Origin of the sequence: Streptomyces griseoluteus, from assembly GCF_004784465.1 — a bacterium.
Classification (GTDB): domain Bacteria; phylum Actinomycetota; class Actinomycetes; order Streptomycetales; family Streptomycetaceae; genus Streptomyces; species Streptomyces griseoluteus.
Genome location: NZ_SRRU01000004.1, coordinates 191,155 through 207,695, shown reverse-complemented (window position 1 = coordinate 207,695; position 16,541 = coordinate 191,155). Strand labels below are relative to the sequence as shown.

Below are 16,541 nucleotides of genomic sequence, written 5' to 3'. Positions count from 1 at the left end.
ATCGGAGGGTGATCACACCCGCACAGAGGGTTGTGTTCCTCCCGTTTAGGGACAGCTACAGGGGTTTTCCACCTCCTTGCGCCCATCCGAGTGGTGTTCATCTGAACATCAACGCGCCACGGGCGTCGGTCCACCACTTCGCCGCCCACGTACACATCATGAGGAAAGTACGCAAATCGCCCAACCTGAAAGTGAGGGGCCATGGCCAGGAACAAGGTCATGACGCTGTGGACCGCCATCGTCACCGCCTTCCTCGCGCTGTGCACGGCGCTCGGACTCGTCACCGCGACCGCCCCGGTCGCCTCGGCCAACACCGAGAGCCCGAGTCACGGCAGCACGGAGCACAGCGCGCCGGAGGCACCGGCGGCCGTCAGCCACCAGGTCTGGCCACAAGCCAGGTCCCTGCCCCCCACGATGAAGCAGCGCATCCGGGCCGAGGCCCACGGGAAGTCCCCCAACTGCCGGCACCGCTCACTGGCCGGACGGGAAGCAGGCGCCCTCGCCCCGTACCGCGTGAACGCCCCGGACCGCACCGAGACCACGCACCGGCAGGAGAGCACCGAGCAGTACGCGTCCCACCTGGACTGCTGAGACCGCCGAGCCCCACGGCAGGCATCCAGTACCGCGGACGTCTCGACACACCGGCGACTTGCGTACCCGACCGTCGACACGGAACGCCCCCCGGCCACCGGCCTGGGGGCCCGCACCGCGTCCGCCTCATTCCCCCAGCAGCACGGCCTGCGAGGGACACTTCTCCACGATCTCGCGCACCAGCGGATCGTCCCCGGAATCCTCCCGGCCGGGCCTGACCACGCCGTACCCCTCGACGAAGTCGAAGACCTCGGGAGCGCGGTACGCGCACTCGGCCGAGCCGTAACAGACCTCGCGGTCCACGGACACCTTCATGCGTCCTCCCCTGCTCGCACGGGCGGCCCCGGGCCCCTCGACGGCCCGCGCCCACGACGTCCCTGCCCCGGAGGCACGCGCCCGAACCGGTCGCGCCACCGCCCGTCCGGCACCGGTCCCTCCCCTCGTGGGGACCGGTACCGAACGGAGCGGGGGGTCTTCGTCCCGAGCCGTGCCGGTGTGCCCGGCGCGGTGGGTCCGTGGATCTCGTGGCGTCCCGCCACGCCGTGCGCCGCTCCCGGCGAACTTTGACCGAGAACGTTCGGCGTGCGGCGGGGCCCGCTCGCGGACCGGGCCGGTGGCCTGTCCGGACGGTGTGTGACAGCTCCGCTACCGCGATGCGATCCTGCCATCTGTGGCAACCGGCGAGGAGATCCGGACCACCGAGCCAGGGCTTTCCCGCAGGTCAGCCGTATAGGGTGAGTTTTCCGGTCCGGACGCATCAGATGGGGGAAGTGAGGGGTGGGACCTTGGGTTCCGACTCAGGGGCACGCACAGCCTTCGCCGAACGCCTCGCCCTGCTGTACAGGGAAGCCGGGAATCCGCCCCTGAAAAGCGTCGCGGAGGCGGTCGTCCGGCTCCAGCGGGTCGACGAGCGGGGCCGCCCGGTACGGGTCTCCGCGCAGCGCATCAGCGACTGGCGACGGGCCAAGAACGCGCCCGCCCAGTTCGCCGCCCTGGCCGCAGTCCTCCAGATCCTCATCCCCGAGGCCCGCCGCGCCAGCCCCACCCCGGTCTCCAGCGGCCTGTACGACCTGGCCCAGTGGCAGCGGCTGTGGGAACGCGCCCTGGCCGACCCGGTGGGCGAGCGCCCCGAGGGCCCCGCGGCCGAACCACCTCCCGCCGAGTCGCCGGTGTGCCCGTACCGGGGCCTCGCCCCCTACCGGCAGCAGGACGCCCGGTGGTTCTTCGGCCGGGAGCGGGGCACGGAGGCGCTGGTGGCCCAGTTGCGGGCCGCCGAGCGCGGCGGGGGACTGGTGATGCTGGTCGGTGCCTCGGGCGCCGGGAAGTCGTCCCTCCTCAACGCCGGCCTGGTGCCCGCGCTGGAGGAGGAGGGCGCGCACACGGTCCTCCAGCTCGTGCCGGGCGCCGATCCGCTGGGGGAACTGACCCGCCTGGTCCCGGCCCTCGCCCCGCTCGCCGCCGAGGCGCGGGCCGCCGGGGAGGAGGACGGGATCCCGGCCGCCGGGGCGATACGGGAGGCGGTCACCGAGTGGGCCCTCGACCGGCGGCCGCCGGGCACCGTCACCATCCCCGGCCCCCGCTCCTCACCCGAGTCCCCGGCGCCCGCCGCCCGCAGGACGGCCCGGCCGGTGCTGATCGTGGACCAGTTCGAGGAGACCTTCACCCTCTGCCCGAGCGAGGCAGACCGCCGGGCCTTCGTCCAGTTCCTGCACGCCGCCTGCACCCCCGGACCCGCCGGCCCCGCTCCCGTCCAGGTCGTCCTCGGCATCCGCGCCGACTTCTACGAGGAGTGCCTCGGCTACCCCGAGCTCGCCGACGCCCTCCAGCACCGGCACATGGTGCTCGGCCCGCTGACCACCGCCGAACTGCGCGAGGCGGTGACCGGACCGGCGCGGGCGGTGGGGCTGGAGCTGGAGGCGGGCCTGACCGAGCTGATCGTCCGCGAGGTCAGCGCCGACGGCCCGCGCGGCGCCCATGACGCGGGCGTGCTCCCACTGCTCTCCCACGCCCTGCTCGCCACCTGGCAGCGCCGCAAGGCCGGCCGGCTGACCGTGGCCGGGTACCGGTCGGCGGGCGGCATCCAGGGCGCGGTCGCGGCCACCGCCGAGCGCGCCTGGTCCGGGCTCGACCCGGCCGCCCGCACCGCCGCACGGCTGCTCCTGCTGCGCCTGGTCCGGCTCGGCGAGGACACCCAGGCCACTCGCAGGCGCGGCACCCGGCGCCAGTTGGCGAGCGAATCCACGGACCCGGACAAGACCGAGGAGTCGCTGGAGGCGCTGGTCCGCGCCCGGCTGGTCACCCTCGACGCGGAGACCGTGGAGATCACCCACGAGGCGCTGCTGCACGCCTGGCCCCGGCTGCGGCACTGGATCGACGACAACCGGGGCGACCATCTGCTGCGCCAGCGGCTGGAGGAGGACGGCCGGGCCTGGGAGGACTCCGAGCGCGACAGCTCCCTGCTGTACCGGGGTTCCCGTCTCGAGCAGGCGCGCGGCTGGGCGGAGACGGCCGGGGACACCTATCTGACGCGGGGCGCACTGGACTTCCTGGCCGCCTCGGTACGGCTGCGCAAGCGCACGGTGCTGATCAGCAGGGCCGCGGTGGCCGCGCTCACCGTGCTGGCGGTGCTCGCCGCGGGGGCCGCGGTGGTGGCCTGGCAGCAGCGGAACGACGCGGTGTTCGAGCAGGTCCTCGCGGAGGCCGACCGGGTCCAGCACACCGACCCCTCGCTCGCGGCGGGCCTCGACCTGGTCGCGCACCGGCTGCGCCCGGACGACGAGGGCGCCTACAGCAGGCTGATCTCCATCGTGAACGCCCCGCTCGCCACCCCGCTCACCGGTCACACCGGCGCCGTCTACCTGACCTCCTTCAGCCCGGACGGCAAGGTCCTCGCCACCGCCAGCTACGACCGCACCGTCCGCCTGTGGAACGTCGCCGACCGGGGTGCCCCCAAGCCGCTGGGCGCCCCGCTGCACGGGCACCGGTCCTGGGTGAGCAGCGCGGTGTTCAGCCCGGACGGGCACACCCTGGCGAGCGCGGGCGACGACGGCACGATCCACCTCTGGGACGTCACCGACCCCGCTCACCCGAAGCCCCTGGGGGAGCCCCTCACGGGTCACGACGGCACGATCTACCTGGTCGCCTTCAGCCCGGACGGCCGCACCCTGGCCAGCGCGGGCGAGGACCGCACCGTACGGCTGTGGAACGTGGCCGATCCGCACCGGGCGAAACCGCTTCAGGCGCTGCGCGGGCACAGCGCGCCGGTGCGCTCGGTGGCGTTCAGCCCGGACGGGCGGACCCTCGCCTCGGCGGGCGACGACGACACCGTACGGCTGTGGGACGTGGCCGACCCCCGGCATGCCAAGGCTCGGCGCGGGGTGTTGCGGGGGCACACCGATCTGGTGCATTCGGTGGCGTTCAGCCCCGATGGCAAGGTGCTGGCCAGCGGCAGTGCGGACGACACCATCCGGCTGTGGAACGTGGCCGACCCGGCACGTCCCGCCCCGCTGGGCGCGCCGCTGACCGGGCACACCGGGCCGGTGTGGTCGGTGGCGTTCAGCCCGGACGGGGGCAGGCTGGCGGCGGCCAGCGCCGACTCCACGGCCAGCCTGTGGAACGTCACCGACCCCGCCTCCCCGTCCCAGGTGGGCGAGCCGCTCGCGGGGAGCAGCGGGGAGATGTACGCGCTGGGGTTCAGCCCGGACGGCCGCACCCTCGCCACCGGCAGCGGGGACGGCCGGGCCCGGCTGTGGGCGGTGCCGACCTCGGACATGACCGGGCGCAGCGCCGCGTTCCGCCGGGACGGGAAGGTGCTGGCCACTGCGGCGCGCGACGGCCGGGTCCGGCTGTGGTGGGTGACGGCACCGGGGCGGCCGGTGGCGCTGGGCGCGCCGTTCATGCCGGCGGACGGCGGGCAGCGCACCCTGATGTTCGCCCCCGACGGCCGCACCCTCGCGGTGCTGACCGGGAACCGCTCGGTGTACCTGTGGAACGTCTCGGACCCCGCTCATCCGGTGGTCGCCGGGCCCCCGCTCAAGCTGATGACCCGCTTCATGGGCTCCGACGCGCTCGTCTTCAGCCCCGACAGCCGCGTCCTGGCCACCGCCTACGACGACCACCGTTTCCGCCTGTGGAACGTCGCCGACCCGGCCCGCCCCGCCCCCTACGGGCCGCCCCTGGCCGGGCACCGGGGATACATCAACGCGCTGGAGTTCACCCCGGACGGGCACACCCTGACCAGCGGCAGCGCGGACGGCACGATCCGGCTGTGGAACGTGGCCGACCCGGCCCGGCCGGTCCTGCGCGGCCGCCCGCTCACCGGCCACTCGGGCCCGGTCAACGCGCTGGAGTACAGCCCGGACGGCCACACCCTGGTCAGCGGCGGGGACGACGACACGGTCCGCCTCTGGGACGTCACCGACCCCGGCTCGGCCGCACCCCTCGGGCACCCCCTGACCGGCCACACGGAGTCGGTGACCTCGCTGACCTTCAACGCGGACGGCCACACCCTGGCCAGCGGCGGCAACGACAACACCGTCCGCCTCTGGGACGTCACCCACCCCGGCTCGGCGACGCCGATCGGCCAGTCGATGAGCCCGTACGCCAAGACGGGCAACTTCCTCGCCTTCAGCCCCGGCAGCCACGTCCTCGGCGTCTCCAGCGGCGCGGACACCGTACGGCTGTGGAGCCTGGACGCGGACGAGGCGGTCCGGCACATCTGCGCGGTCACCCGAGGTGTCCTCACGCCCCAGAAGTGGCACGAGTACCTCCCCCGCCTCTCCTACGACCCCCCGTGCCCCCGCTGACCCACCAAGATCAGCCAACTCCCCCATCGATCAAGCCCGTTGGCCCCGCAACGCCCCCAACCTTGTTACCCTTGGCCATAGCCCGATCGCTGGTGCATCCCCCGTCGCCAGCGATCGGGTCTTTTGCGTGCGCGGCCCCCCAAACCTTCCCGGACGAAACATCCGCGAACGCCGAAGACCCCCAGTCGGTACCGACTGGGGGTCTTCGAAAATGTGGGGCTAACAGGATTTGAACCTGTGGCCTCATCCTTATCAGGGATGCGCTCTAACCAACTGAGCTATAGCCCCGCCCGCTTCGCGGGGTGTGTCCCGCGCGCTGACTCCTGAAGATTAGCGCACGACCGGGGCAGTCCCAAAATCGGTTGTCGGGGGATCGTCAACCGAGGCGGGAGACACCCTCACTCGTCCTCCGCGAGGGTCAGCTCGACGCCGCCCACGAAGCCCGCGGAGAGGTTGTAGATGAAGGCGCCCAGCGTCGCCAGGGCCGTGGCCAGGACGACGTCGATGACCGCGATGATCGTCGCGAACATCAGGACGTGCGGCAGCGAGAGGTAGGACTGGAGGTCGAAGCCGGTCGCCTCGGTCGCCCCGGTCGCCTCCGAGATCGTGCCGCCCACGGTGGAGAACACGCCCATCGCGTCCAGCACCATCCACAGCACCGCGGACGCCACGATCGTGCAGATGCCGAGTGCGATGGAGAGCAGGAAGCCGACCTTCATCACCGACCACGGGTCCGCCTTGGCCACCCGCAGCCGCGCCTTGCGGGTGCGCGGCGCCGTGCCGACCCCCGTGCGCGGACGGCGTACCGCCCCGGCCGGCGGCTGCGCCGCGTACGCCTGCGGCGGGTGGTAGGGCCCGGCCGGCTGCTCGGGGCCGCGCTCACCGGGCAGCGGGGAGGCCGCCATGCCCTCGGTCGTACCGGCGTCGGCCCGCGCACCACGGGTGTCCGTCACGGTTCCCCCCTGGGAACTCGAAGAATCAGGAGTAGAAGCAGAAGAAGTATCGGCTGAGGCCGCCTGCGCGGCGGAGCCACGGCCGCCGTCCGTCTCCGTACCCGTGGAGGTACCGGCCGATCCGGCGTCCGTGGCTCCGCTCACGTGATTCACTCCTCGTGCTACTCGGCCGAGGGCGCCTCACCCTCGTCCGTGGTGATCTCGGCGGTCTCGTCGCCGACGATCTCGCCGTCGACCTCCTCCGCCTCACGCCCCGCTTCGGCGTTGCGAGCGATGCCGACCACGGCATCACGCTTGCCCAGGTTGATCAGTTGGACGCCCATGGTGTCACGGCCCGTCTCCCTGACCCCGCTGACGCGCGTACGAATCACACCGCCGCCGAGGGTGATGGCGAGGATCTCGTCACTCTCCTCGACGATGAGCGCGCCGACGAGCGAGCCCCGGTCCTCCACGATCTTGGCAGCCTTGATGCCCAGACCGCCACGTCCCTGGACGCGGTACTCGTCCACGGCCGTCCGCTTGGCGTAGCCGCCGTCCGTCGCGGTGAACACGAACGTACCCGGCCGCACCACGTTCATCGACAGCAGCTCGTCGCCCTCGCGGAAGCTCATGCCCTTCACACCGGAGGTGGCACGGCCCATCGGGCGCAGCGTGTCGTCCGACGCGGTGAACCTGATCGACTGCGCCTTCCGGCTGACGAGGAGCAGGTCGTCGTCGGCGGAGACCAGCTCCGCGCCGATCAGCTCGTCGTCCGTGCCGTCCTCGCCCGCCCGCAGGTTGATGGCGATGACACCGCCGGAGCGCGGCGAGTCGTAGTCCTTCAGCGGAGTCTTCTTGACCAGGCCCGCCTTGGTGGCCAGCACCAGGTACGGCGCCGCCTCGTAGTCGCGGATCGCCAGGATCTCCGCGATCGCCTCGTCCGGCTGGAAGGCGAGCAGGTTGGCCACGTGCTGGCCGCGCGCGTCCCGGCCGGCGTCGGGCAGCTCGTACGCCTTGGCCCGGTAGACCCGGCCCTTGTTGGTGAAGAACAGCAGCCAGTGGTGCGTGGTGGAGACGAAGAAGTGGTCGACGATGTCGTCCTCCTTCAGCTTCGCGCCCCGCACCCCCTTCCCGCCGCGCTTCTGCGCCCGGTAGTCGTCCGTCTTGGTGCGCTTGATGTAGCCGCCGCGCGTGACGGTGACGACGATGTCCTCCTCGGCGATCAGGTCCTCGATGGACATGTCACCGTCGTAGGGCACCAGCGTGCTGCGCCGGTCCTCGCCGAACCGCTCGACGATGGTGGCCAGCTCGTCGTGGACGATCTGCCGCTGCAGCTCCTCGGAGGCGAGGATGCGGTTGTACTCGTTGATCTTCGCCTGGAGCTCGTCGTGCTCCTGGACGATCTTCTGACGTTCCAGGGCGGCCAGCCGGCGCAGCTGCATCTCGAGGATGGCGTTGGCCTGGATCTCGTCGATCGCGAGGAGGTCCATCAGGCCGCTGCGGGCGATCTCGACGGTGTCACTGCGCCGGATCAGCGCGATGACCTCGTCGATGGCGTCCAGGGCCTTCAGCAGACCGCGCAGGATGTGGGCGCGCTCCTCGGCCTTGCGCAGCCGGAACCGGGTCCGGCGGACGATGACCTCGATCTGGTGCGTCACCCAGTGCCGGATGAACGCGTCCAGCGACAGCGTGCGCGGCACCCCGTCGACCAGGGCCAGCATGTTGGCGCCGAAGTTCGTCTGCAGCTCGGTGTGCTTGTACAGGTTGTTCAGCACGACCTTGGCGACCGCGTCCCGCTTGAGGACGATCACCAGACGCTGGCCGGTGCGGGACGACGTCTCGTCGCGGACGTCGGCGATGCCGCCGATCTTGCCGTCCTTCACCAGGTCGGCGATCTTCTGCGCCAGGTTGTCGGGGTTCACCTGGTACGGCAGCTCGGTGACGACCAGGCACTGCCGGTTCTGGATCTCCTCGACCTCGACCACCGCGCGCATCGTGATGGAGCCGCGCCCGGTGCGGTACGCCTCCTCGATGCCCTTGCGGCCCACGACCAGCGCGCCGGTCGGGAAGTCCGGGCCCTTGATGCGCTCGATGAGGGCGTCCAGCAGCTCCTCCTGCGACGCCTCCGGGTGCTCCAGGTGCCACTGGGCGCCGGCCGCGACCTCGCGGAGGTTGTGCGGCGGGATGTTGGTCGCCATGCCGACCGCGATACCGGCCGAGCCGTTGATCAGCAGGTTGGGGAAGCGGGCGGGCAGGACGGTCGGCTCCTGGGACCGGCCGTCGTAGTTGTCCTTGAAATCGACGGTCTCCTCGTCGATGTCGCGGACCATCTCCATCGACAGCGGCGCCAGCTTGCACTCGGTGTACCGCATGGCGGCCGCGGGGTCGTTGCCCGGGGAGCCGAAGTTGCCGTTGGAGTCGACGAGCGGCATGCGCATCGACCACGGCTGGGCGAGGCGGACCAGGGCGTCGTAGATCGAGCTGTCGCCGTGGGGGTGGTAGTTGCCCATGACGTCACCGACGACGCGCGCGCACTTGTAGAAGCCGCGGTCGGGGCGGTAGCCGCCGTCGTACATCGCGTACAGCACACGGCGGTGGACGGGCTTGAGGCCGTCCCGGACGTCGGGCAGCGCGCGCGACACGATGACGGACATCGCGTAGTCGAGGTACGAGCGCTGCATCTCGGCGTCGAGGCCCACCGGCTCGATCCGGAGGGTGACGGTCTCGCCCGTCTCCTCCTCCGGGGTCACCGGTTCGGGCGTGAACTCGGGGGTTTCGTCGGTCATTGCTGGTGAAGATCCTTCCCTGGTGCGGTCAGCCGGGACCGACTCAGATGTCGAGGAAGCGGACGTCCTTGGCGTTGCGCTGGATGAAGAGGCGGCGGGCCTCGACGTCCTCGCCCATCAGGACCGAGAACAGGTCGTCGGCCTGGGCGGCGTCGTCGAGGGTGACCTGGCCGAGGACGCGGTGCTCCGGGTCCATCGTGGTCACGCGCAGCTCCTCCGCGTTCATCTCACCCAGACCCTTGAAGCGCTGGATGGAGTCCTCGCGGATGCGCTTGCCGCGCTGGCGGCCCATCTCGATCAGCGCGTCGCGCTCGCGGTCGGAGTACGCGTACTCCACGTCGTCCCGGCCCCACTTGATCTTGTACAGCGGGGGGCGGGAGAGGTACACGAACCCGGCCTCGACCAGCGGCCGCATGAAGCGGAACAGGAAGGTCAGCAGCAGGGTGTTGATGTGCTGGCCGTCGACGTCGGCGTCCGCCATCAGGATGATCTTGTGATAGCGGAGCTTCTCGATGTCGAAGTCCTCGTGCACACCCGTGCCGAAGGCCGAGATCAGCGCCTGGATCTCCTGGTTCTGCAGGATCTTGTCGATCCGCGCCTTCTCGACGTTGAGGATCTTGCCCCGGATCGGGAGGATCGCCTGGTACTGCGGGTTGCGGCCGGACTTGGCCGAACCGCCGGCGGAGTCGCCCTCGACGATGAAGATCTCGCACTTGGACGGGTCGTTCGACTGGCAGTCGGACAGCTTGCCCGGCAGCGCGCCGGATTCCAGCAGACCCTTGCGCCGGGTGAGATCACGGGCCTTGCGGGCCGCCACACGCGCGGTGGCCGCCTGGATGCCCTTGCGGATGATGTCCGCCGCCTCGACCGGGTTGCGGTCCAGCCAGTCGTTGAGGTGCTCGTAGACCGCGCGCTGCACGAAGGTCTTGGCCTCGGTGTTGCCCAGCTTGGTCTTGGTCTGGCCCTCGAACTGCGGCTCGCTCAGCTTGACCGAGATGATCGCGGTCAGGCCCTCGCGGATGTCGTCACCGGTGAGGTTGTCGTCCCGCTCACGCAGCAGCTTCTTGTCGCGCGCGTACTTGTTGATCAGGGAGGTCAGCGCGGCCCGGAAGCCCTCCTCGTGGGTGCCGCCCTCGTGGGTGTGGATGATGTTGGCGAAGGAGTAGACACCCTCGCTGTATCCGCCGTTCCACTGCATGGCGACCTCGAGGGACAGGCTCTTGTCCTTGTCCTCCGCCTCCAGCGAGACGACCGTGGGGTGCACGACGTCGCCCTTGCGGGAGTTCAGGTACGTCACGAAGTCGACGATGCCGCCGTCGTAGCGGTACGTGACCGACTTGACCTCGGCCTTCTCGTCCGCGCCCGCCTCGTCCGCGCCGCTCGTGGCCTTCGCCGACTCGCGCTCGTCGGTGAGCCTGATCGTCAGGCCCTTGTTGAGGAACGCCATCTCCTGGAAACGCCGGGACAGCGTCTCGAAGGAGTACTCCGTGGTCTCGAAGATCTCCGGGTCGGCCCAGAAGGTGACCGACGTGCCGGTCTCCTCGGTCGCCTCGTTCTTCACCAGCGGCGCCGTGGGGACGCCCATCTTGTAGTCCTGCGTCCAGCGGTAGCCGTCCGTCTTCACCTCGACGGCGACCTTCATGGACAGCGCGTTCACCACGGACACGCCCACACCGTGCAGACCGCCGGAGACGGCGTAGCCGCCGCCGCCGAACTTGCCGCCCGCGTGCAGCACGGTCAGCACGACCTCGAGGGCCGGCTTGCCCTCGGAGGCCACGATGCCGACCGGGATGCCTCGGCCGTTGTCCACCACGCGCACCCCGCCGTCGGGCAGGATCGTCACGTCGATGGTGTCCGCGTGCCCGGCCAGCGCCTCGTCGACGGAGTTGTCGACGACCTCGTACACCAGGTGGTGCAGACCGCGCTCACCGGTGGAACCGATGTACATGCCGGGGCGCTTGCGGACCGCGTCCAGCCCTTCGAGCACGGTGATGGCACTGGCGTCGTACGAGGCGGCGACTGCCTCGCCGGTGACGCCGGCGTCGGTGGAAGGAATGTTCTCGTTGGGGTTGCCGGAATCGGCCACGAAGCGCCCTTTCTGGCACAGCACGAGCGCTCCTTGCGGGTGCGCGCCCTCCGGAAGGAGGGTTGCCGGAGCGGCTGCGGCATGTTGCGTTGGTAAGCCCTGAATCAGCGTTGCTCAGCTTTTCCCGGACGGTCCCCACGAATGGGGCGGGATCGCCTTCCAGTCTACCGGTAGCACTGACAATGATGGGGGCTTGCGGGCACCTGAGTACGCATGTGCCGCCCTGAACCGGCCCCGACCGGGTCCCGATATGGGGAAGGGGGCTGCGAGGGGCTCACAGCGGCGCTCAGGGCTTCGGGCCGTCAGCCCTTGTCCGTCGGGGGGTCGGCCCATGATCGGCCGCCGATCCGTACACCCGTACGGCTGCGGAGTGCCCTCACGCCTCACTGGTCAGACGTGAGGTACGTCACCCGTAGGTGTCGCCCGGACCGGCGCTTCCCGGCGCCCTGAGAGGCCCGTAACGGCGCACCGGGGCACCCGGACCGTTCACCTTGATCATCCGGACCGTGCCGTGACCGAGGTCCTCGTTCAGCCGGGCCACGAGCGTCGGCGCCAGCAGGCGGAGCTGCGTCGCCCATGCCGTCGAGTCACAGGAGACCGACAGCACCCGCTCGTCCTCGTCGTACCGCTGCGGCACGCAGTGCTTCGCCAGGTCCTCGCCCACGATCTGCGGCCAGCGGCCCATGACACCGCCGACCGCCGCCGGGGCCTCCCAGCCGCGCTCGTTCAGCAGCCGGTTGATCGCCGCGCCCAGCGCCATCGGGTCCCGGCCGTCCGCCCGAGCGCCCGAGCGCAGGCCACCGCCGCGCCGCGCCTGCTTCTTCTGCCGCGCCGCGTCCCCACGCGCGCGTGCCTGCTCCTTCGCCGCCCGCAGCGCCACGCGCGCGAGGTCGACACCGGACGGCTCCGGCGCCTTGCGGTCCTGCCCGTCCCCGTCGCTCATACCGGCTCCACCGTGCCGTCGGACACCGCGTACCGGGCGCCCGCCAGGACGTGCGGCACGTCGTCGTCGACCGCGGCCGTCACCAGCACCTGCTCGCCGGGCGCCACCAGCTCGGCCAGCCGCTCCCGGCGGCGCGCGTCCAGCTCGGCGAAGACGTCGTCCAGGATCAGCACCGGCTCATTGCCCTCGGCCCGCAGCAGGTCGTACGAGGCCAGGCGCAGCGCGAGCGCGTAGGACCAGGACTCGCCGTGCGAGGCGTACCCCTTGGCGGGGAGACGGCCCAGGCGCAGCACCAGGTCGTCGCGGTGCGGGCCGACCAGGGTCACGCCCCGCTCGATCTCCTGCTTGCGCGCCTCGGCGAGCGCGCCCAGCAGCTGTTCGGCCAGCTCCTCGCGGGTGTGCGCGGTGCCCGGCGCGGAGGCCTTGTACTCCAGCGCGACGGGTCCGCCACCGGGGGCGAGCTGCTCGTACGCCTTGTCGGCGAGCGGCTGGAGCACCCCGATGAGGTCCAGGCGCTGGGCCAGCAGCTCGGCGCCCGCGCGCGCGAGGTGCTGGTCCCACACGTCGAGCGTGGAGAGGTCCATGGAGCGGCCGCCGTGCCGGCGCGCGAGGGCGGCCGACTTCAGCAGGGTGTTGCGCTGCTTGAGCACCCGCTCGTAGTCGGAGCGGACGCCCGCCATGCGCGGGGCGCGCGCGGTGATCAGCTCGTCCAGGAAGCGGCGGCGCTCGCCGGGGTCGCCCTTGATCAGCGCCAGGTCCTCGGGCGCGAACAGCACGGTCCGCACGATGCCCAGCACGTCACGCGGCCTGACCTGCGAGGACCGGTTGATCCGGGCCCGGTTGGCGCGGCCGGGGTTCAGCTCCAGCTCGACCAGCTGCTGCCGCTCGCCCTGGCGGACCTGCGCCCGCACGACGGCACGCTCGGCGCCCATGCGGACCAGGGGGGCGTCGGCGGAGACCCGGTGGCTGCCGAGGGTGGCCAGATAGCCGACGGCCTCGACGAGGTTGGTCTTGCCCTGCCCGTTGGGGCCCACGAAGGCGGTGACGCCCGAGCCGAGCGGAACCTCGGCCCGGGCGTACGAGCGGAAGTCGGCCAGCGAAAGATGCGTGACGTGCATGGTCGTCCGCCGACCTCCCTCAACAGCCTGTGGATCGCCGGAACGACCCTGTGGACTACTTCTTGTGCCGGTTACGGCTTCTTCTCGACGGCGTGGCCGCCGAACTGGTTGCGCAGCGCGGCGATCATCTTCATCTGCGGCGAGTCGTCCTGCCGCGAGGCGAACCGCGCGAACAGCGACGCGGTGATCGCCGGCAGCGGCACCGCGTTGTCGATCGCGGCCTCCACCGTCCAGCGTCCCTCACCGGAGTCCTGCGCGTAGCCGCGCAGGCCGTCCAGGTGCTCGTCGTCGTCCAGGGCGTTGACCGCGAGGTCGAGCAGCCAGGAACGGATGACCGTGCCCTCCTGCCAGGAGCGGAAGATCTCGCGGACGTTCTCCACGGAGTCGACCTTCTCCAGCAGCTCCCAGCCCTCGGCGTACGCCTGCATCATGGCGTACTCGATGCCGTTGTGGACCATCTTGGAGAAGTGGCCCGCGCCGACCTTGCCGGCGTGTACGGAGCCGAAGTCGCCCTCGGGCTTCAGCGCGTCGAGGACAGGCCGCACCTTGGCGACGTTCTCCTCGTCACCGCCGTACATCAGCGCGTAGCCGTTCGCCAGGCCGTGGACGCCGCCGGAGACGCCGCAGTCGACGAAGCCTATGCCCTTGGCCGCCAGCTCCTCGGCGTGCTTCTCGTCGTCCGTCCAGCGGGAGTTGCCGCCGTCCACGACCACGTCGCCGGGCTCCAGCAGCTCGCCGAGCCGGTCGACGGTCGCCTGAGTCGCCTCGCCCGCCGGAACCATCACCCAGACCACGCGCGGGGCGCTGAGCTTGCCCACAAGCTCTTCGAGGCTGTGGACGTCCGCGAGGTCCGCGTTGCGGTCGTATCCGATGACGGTGTGGCCTGCGCGGCGGATGCGCTCACGCATGTTGCCGCCCATCTTGCCGAGGCCGACGAGACCGAGCTCCATCAGTTGTTCCTTAGGTCGCTGTGTGGCGTGCCGGGCACGTGGGTGCCCGGCACCGAGCCTAACGGCGACCCGTCATGCACAACTGTGGGTATACGCGCTCATACGTACGCCCCCACCTGGGCTTTTGCCACCGGTCCCGCACTCGGTCCGGTGCCGGGGAGCCCGGCTCAGCCGCTCAGGCGCACCGGCATGATCAGGTACTTGTAGGCGTCGTCCGCCTCCGCGTCCAGCGCGGGCTTGCCGCTGAGCAGCGCCGGCTTGGTGGAGGTGGTGAACGACAGTTGGGCCACAGGGGAGTCGATCGCGCTCAGACCGTCCAGCAGGAAGGTCGGGTTGAAGGCGATCGAGATGTCGTCGCCGTCGAGCTGGGCGTCGACCCTTTCCACAGCCTGTGCGTCGTCGCTGGAGCCCGCCTCCAGGATCAGCACGCCCTGCTCGAAGCTGAGCCGCACCGGGGTGTTCCGCTCGGCGACCAGGGCGACGCGCTTGACGGCCTCCACGAAGGGGGCGGTCTCGATCACTGCGACCGAGTTGAACTCCGTCGGGAACAGCGTGCGGTACTTCGGCAGGTCGCCCTCGAGCAGCCGCGTGGTGGTGCGGCGGCCGGCGCCCTCGAAGCCGATGAGGCCCTCGCCCGAGCCGGAGCCGGAGAGCGCCAGGGTGACGCTGTCACCGGCGCCGAGCGACTTGGCGGTGTCCAGCAGCGTCTTGGCCGGGACCAGGGCGACCGCGGAGGCGTCCGGGTTCTCCGGCTTCCACAGGAACTCGCGGACCGCGAAGCGGTAGCGGTCGGTGGAGGCCAGGGTGACGGTGTCGCCCTCGATCTCGATGCGCACACCGGTGAGGACGGGCAGCGTGTCGTCACGCCCGGCGGCGATGGCCACCTGGGACGCGGCGGCCGCGAAGACCTCGCCGGGGACGGTGCCCGTGGCGGTCGGCATCTGCGGCAGCGCCGGGTACTCCTCCACCGGCAGGGTGTGGAGGGTGAACCGCGAGGAGCCGCAGACCACGGTGGCCCGCACACCGTCGGTGGAGATCTCCACCGGGCGGTTGGGCAGCGCGCGGCAGATATCGGCGAGCAGGCGGCCGGAGACCAGGACGGTGCCCTCCTCCTCGACCTCGGCCTCGACGCCCACCCTGGCGGAGACCTCGTAGTCGAAGCCCGACAGGCTGAGCTGGCCCTCCTCGGCCTTCAGCAGCAGGCCGGCGAGGACAGGCGCCGGCGGACGGGCCGGGAGGCTGCGTGCCGCCCACGCCACTGCCTCCGCGAGTACGTCGCGTTCCACCCGGATCTTCACCGTAAGCCGCCTCCTGCTGTTGCCTTCTGAGTCCTCCGACTCGGTGTCGCCTCCCGTTGCGAGGGGAAGGACACCGGTGACCAGTCTGACGCACCGCGCTGACAGCAGGTGCCGGTCGGGGTCAAGTCGGGCCGAGCGGCAGCCGAGGGCGAAGCAGCAAGTTGTGCACAGGCCCCGCTTCGAAACGGATTCCTAGCTCTCTCTAGTCGGGAGTAGTAGTAGGGCCTGTGGATACCGTGGATAACCCCGTTTTCCCAGGTCAGGCCCCAAATTTTATCCACTGCCCCTGTGGGCGGACCCCGTGGACAACTTGGCCCATCTGTGGAGAACAGAAAGTTCTGCACACACCGTCCCCAGGACAGGGCGAGTTCTCCCCAGCTGCGTCCCCAGGTTTGGCGCCGTTTCCCACAGGGGCTGTTGGCAGTTCCGTGTGACGGCTTTCACTCGACGCAGTGACCGGCCCCGTGATGTTGCCGAACAGTGGACAGTGATGTGGAGAAGCCAGCTTCCGCTGGGGACAACCGCCCCCAACCTGTGGGGCCAGCCGTGGACAACGTTACGCACAGGGTGTGGACGGAGTCTTTGTCCACACCCTGTGGAGATCGTTCGTCCACGAATCCACAACCCTCTGAGCAGGGCAGATGCCCAACCCCCAGCTTCCCTGTGGACGCAGCTTGGGACAACTTCGCAGTCCCCACCCTGTGGGCGAAAGAAAGTCGGGCAATCTGTGGAGGGAGGCCGTAACTCGCCAGGGAATCGAACACAAGGTTGCTGGTGGGACACGGGGGTTGGGGGGTGGGGACGGGGCCAGCGGCTCGGATCGGAGGGTTGGGCGGGGCTCCCGGTGCCCTTACGGGGTTCCCACGCGCGTCGGCCGCCGTGCTGTTCACCCGCCGGCTCCTCTTCGGCCCCGCGCGGCTGCCGGACCCCCGGACCCACCCGCATCGCAGCCGTCTCTCCCCCGGACGCTTCCCGCAGGAACGCCGAAGGGCGCCCCGGAGAACTCCCGGAGCGCCCTCATGGGCCCGTACG

10 protein-coding genes and 1 tRNA gene are annotated in these 16,541 nt (G+C 70.9%); 2 read left to right on the top strand and 9 right to left on the bottom strand.

Going from position 1 to position 16,541, the window contains the following annotated elements; genetic code table 11:
- Positions 1–201 precede the first annotated feature (201 nt).
- A complete protein-coding gene (locus tag E5082_RS12835) occupies positions 202–591 on the top strand; it encodes a DUF6344 domain-containing protein (RefSeq protein WP_135791379.1) in 390 nt (129 codons plus the stop codon).
- Positions 592–717: 126 nt separating this feature from the next.
- Here E5082_RS12835 and E5082_RS12830 read toward each other — a convergent pair whose 3' ends face one another.
- A complete protein-coding gene (locus tag E5082_RS12830) occupies positions 718–906 on the bottom strand; it encodes a ferredoxin (protein ID WP_030805981.1) in 189 nt (62 codons plus the stop codon).
- Positions 907–1,352: 446 nt separating this feature from the next.
- Here E5082_RS12830 and E5082_RS12825 point away from each other — a divergent pair, with 446 nt between their 5' ends.
- Entirely contained in the window at positions 1,353–5,396 is a 4,044-nt protein-coding gene (locus E5082_RS12825; protein ID WP_135791378.1) for an nSTAND1 domain-containing NTPase, read from the top strand.
- A 214-nt stretch (positions 5,397–5,610) separates the two neighbouring features.
- On the opposite strand, the gene E5082_RS12820 is transcribed toward E5082_RS12825, so the two are convergent.
- The 8 genes from E5082_RS12820 to dnaN form a co-directional block, all read right to left on the bottom strand.
- A tRNA-Ile gene (locus E5082_RS12820) sits at positions 5,611–5,684 on the bottom strand.
- Positions 5,685–5,794: 110 nt separating this feature from the next.
- Positions 5,795–6,493, bottom strand: coding sequence for a DUF3566 domain-containing protein (locus tag E5082_RS12815; RefSeq protein WP_135791377.1), 699 nt, complete (start codon positions 6,491–6,493; stop codon positions 5,795–5,797).
- Positions 6,494–6,510: 17 nt separating this feature from the next.
- Complete coding sequence (gene gyrA, locus E5082_RS12810) at positions 6,511–9,114, bottom strand: DNA gyrase subunit A (protein ID WP_135791376.1); 2,604 nt, start codon at positions 9,112–9,114, stop codon at positions 6,511–6,513.
- A 43-nt stretch (positions 9,115–9,157) separates the two neighbouring features.
- On the bottom strand, positions 9,158–11,224 hold the full coding sequence (gyrB, locus tag E5082_RS12805; RefSeq protein ID WP_135791375.1) for a DNA topoisomerase (ATP-hydrolyzing) subunit B: 2,067 nt from the start codon (positions 11,222–11,224) through the stop codon (positions 9,158–9,160).
- Positions 11,225–11,606: 382 nt separating this feature from the next.
- Positions 11,607–12,143, bottom strand: a complete 537-nt coding sequence (locus tag E5082_RS12800) for a DciA family protein (protein ID WP_135791374.1) — start codon at positions 12,141–12,143, stop codon at positions 11,607–11,609.
- On the bottom strand, positions 12,140–13,261 hold the full coding sequence (gene recF, locus E5082_RS12795) for a DNA replication/repair protein RecF (RefSeq protein ID WP_135791373.1): 1,122 nt from the start codon (positions 13,259–13,261) through the stop codon (positions 12,140–12,142). The genes E5082_RS12800 and recF overlap by 4 nt, the downstream gene beginning before the upstream one ends.
- 71 nt (positions 13,262–13,332) lie before the next feature.
- Positions 13,333–14,211, bottom strand: coding sequence for a phosphogluconate dehydrogenase (NAD(+)-dependent, decarboxylating) (gene gnd, locus E5082_RS12790; protein WP_086690353.1), 879 nt, complete (start codon positions 14,209–14,211; stop codon positions 13,333–13,335).
- A gap of 167 nt (positions 14,212–14,378) precedes the next feature.
- A complete protein-coding gene (gene dnaN, locus E5082_RS12785) occupies positions 14,379–15,509 on the bottom strand; it encodes a DNA polymerase III subunit beta (RefSeq protein WP_030806004.1) in 1,131 nt (376 codons plus the stop codon).
- Positions 15,510–16,541 lie beyond the last annotated feature (1,032 nt).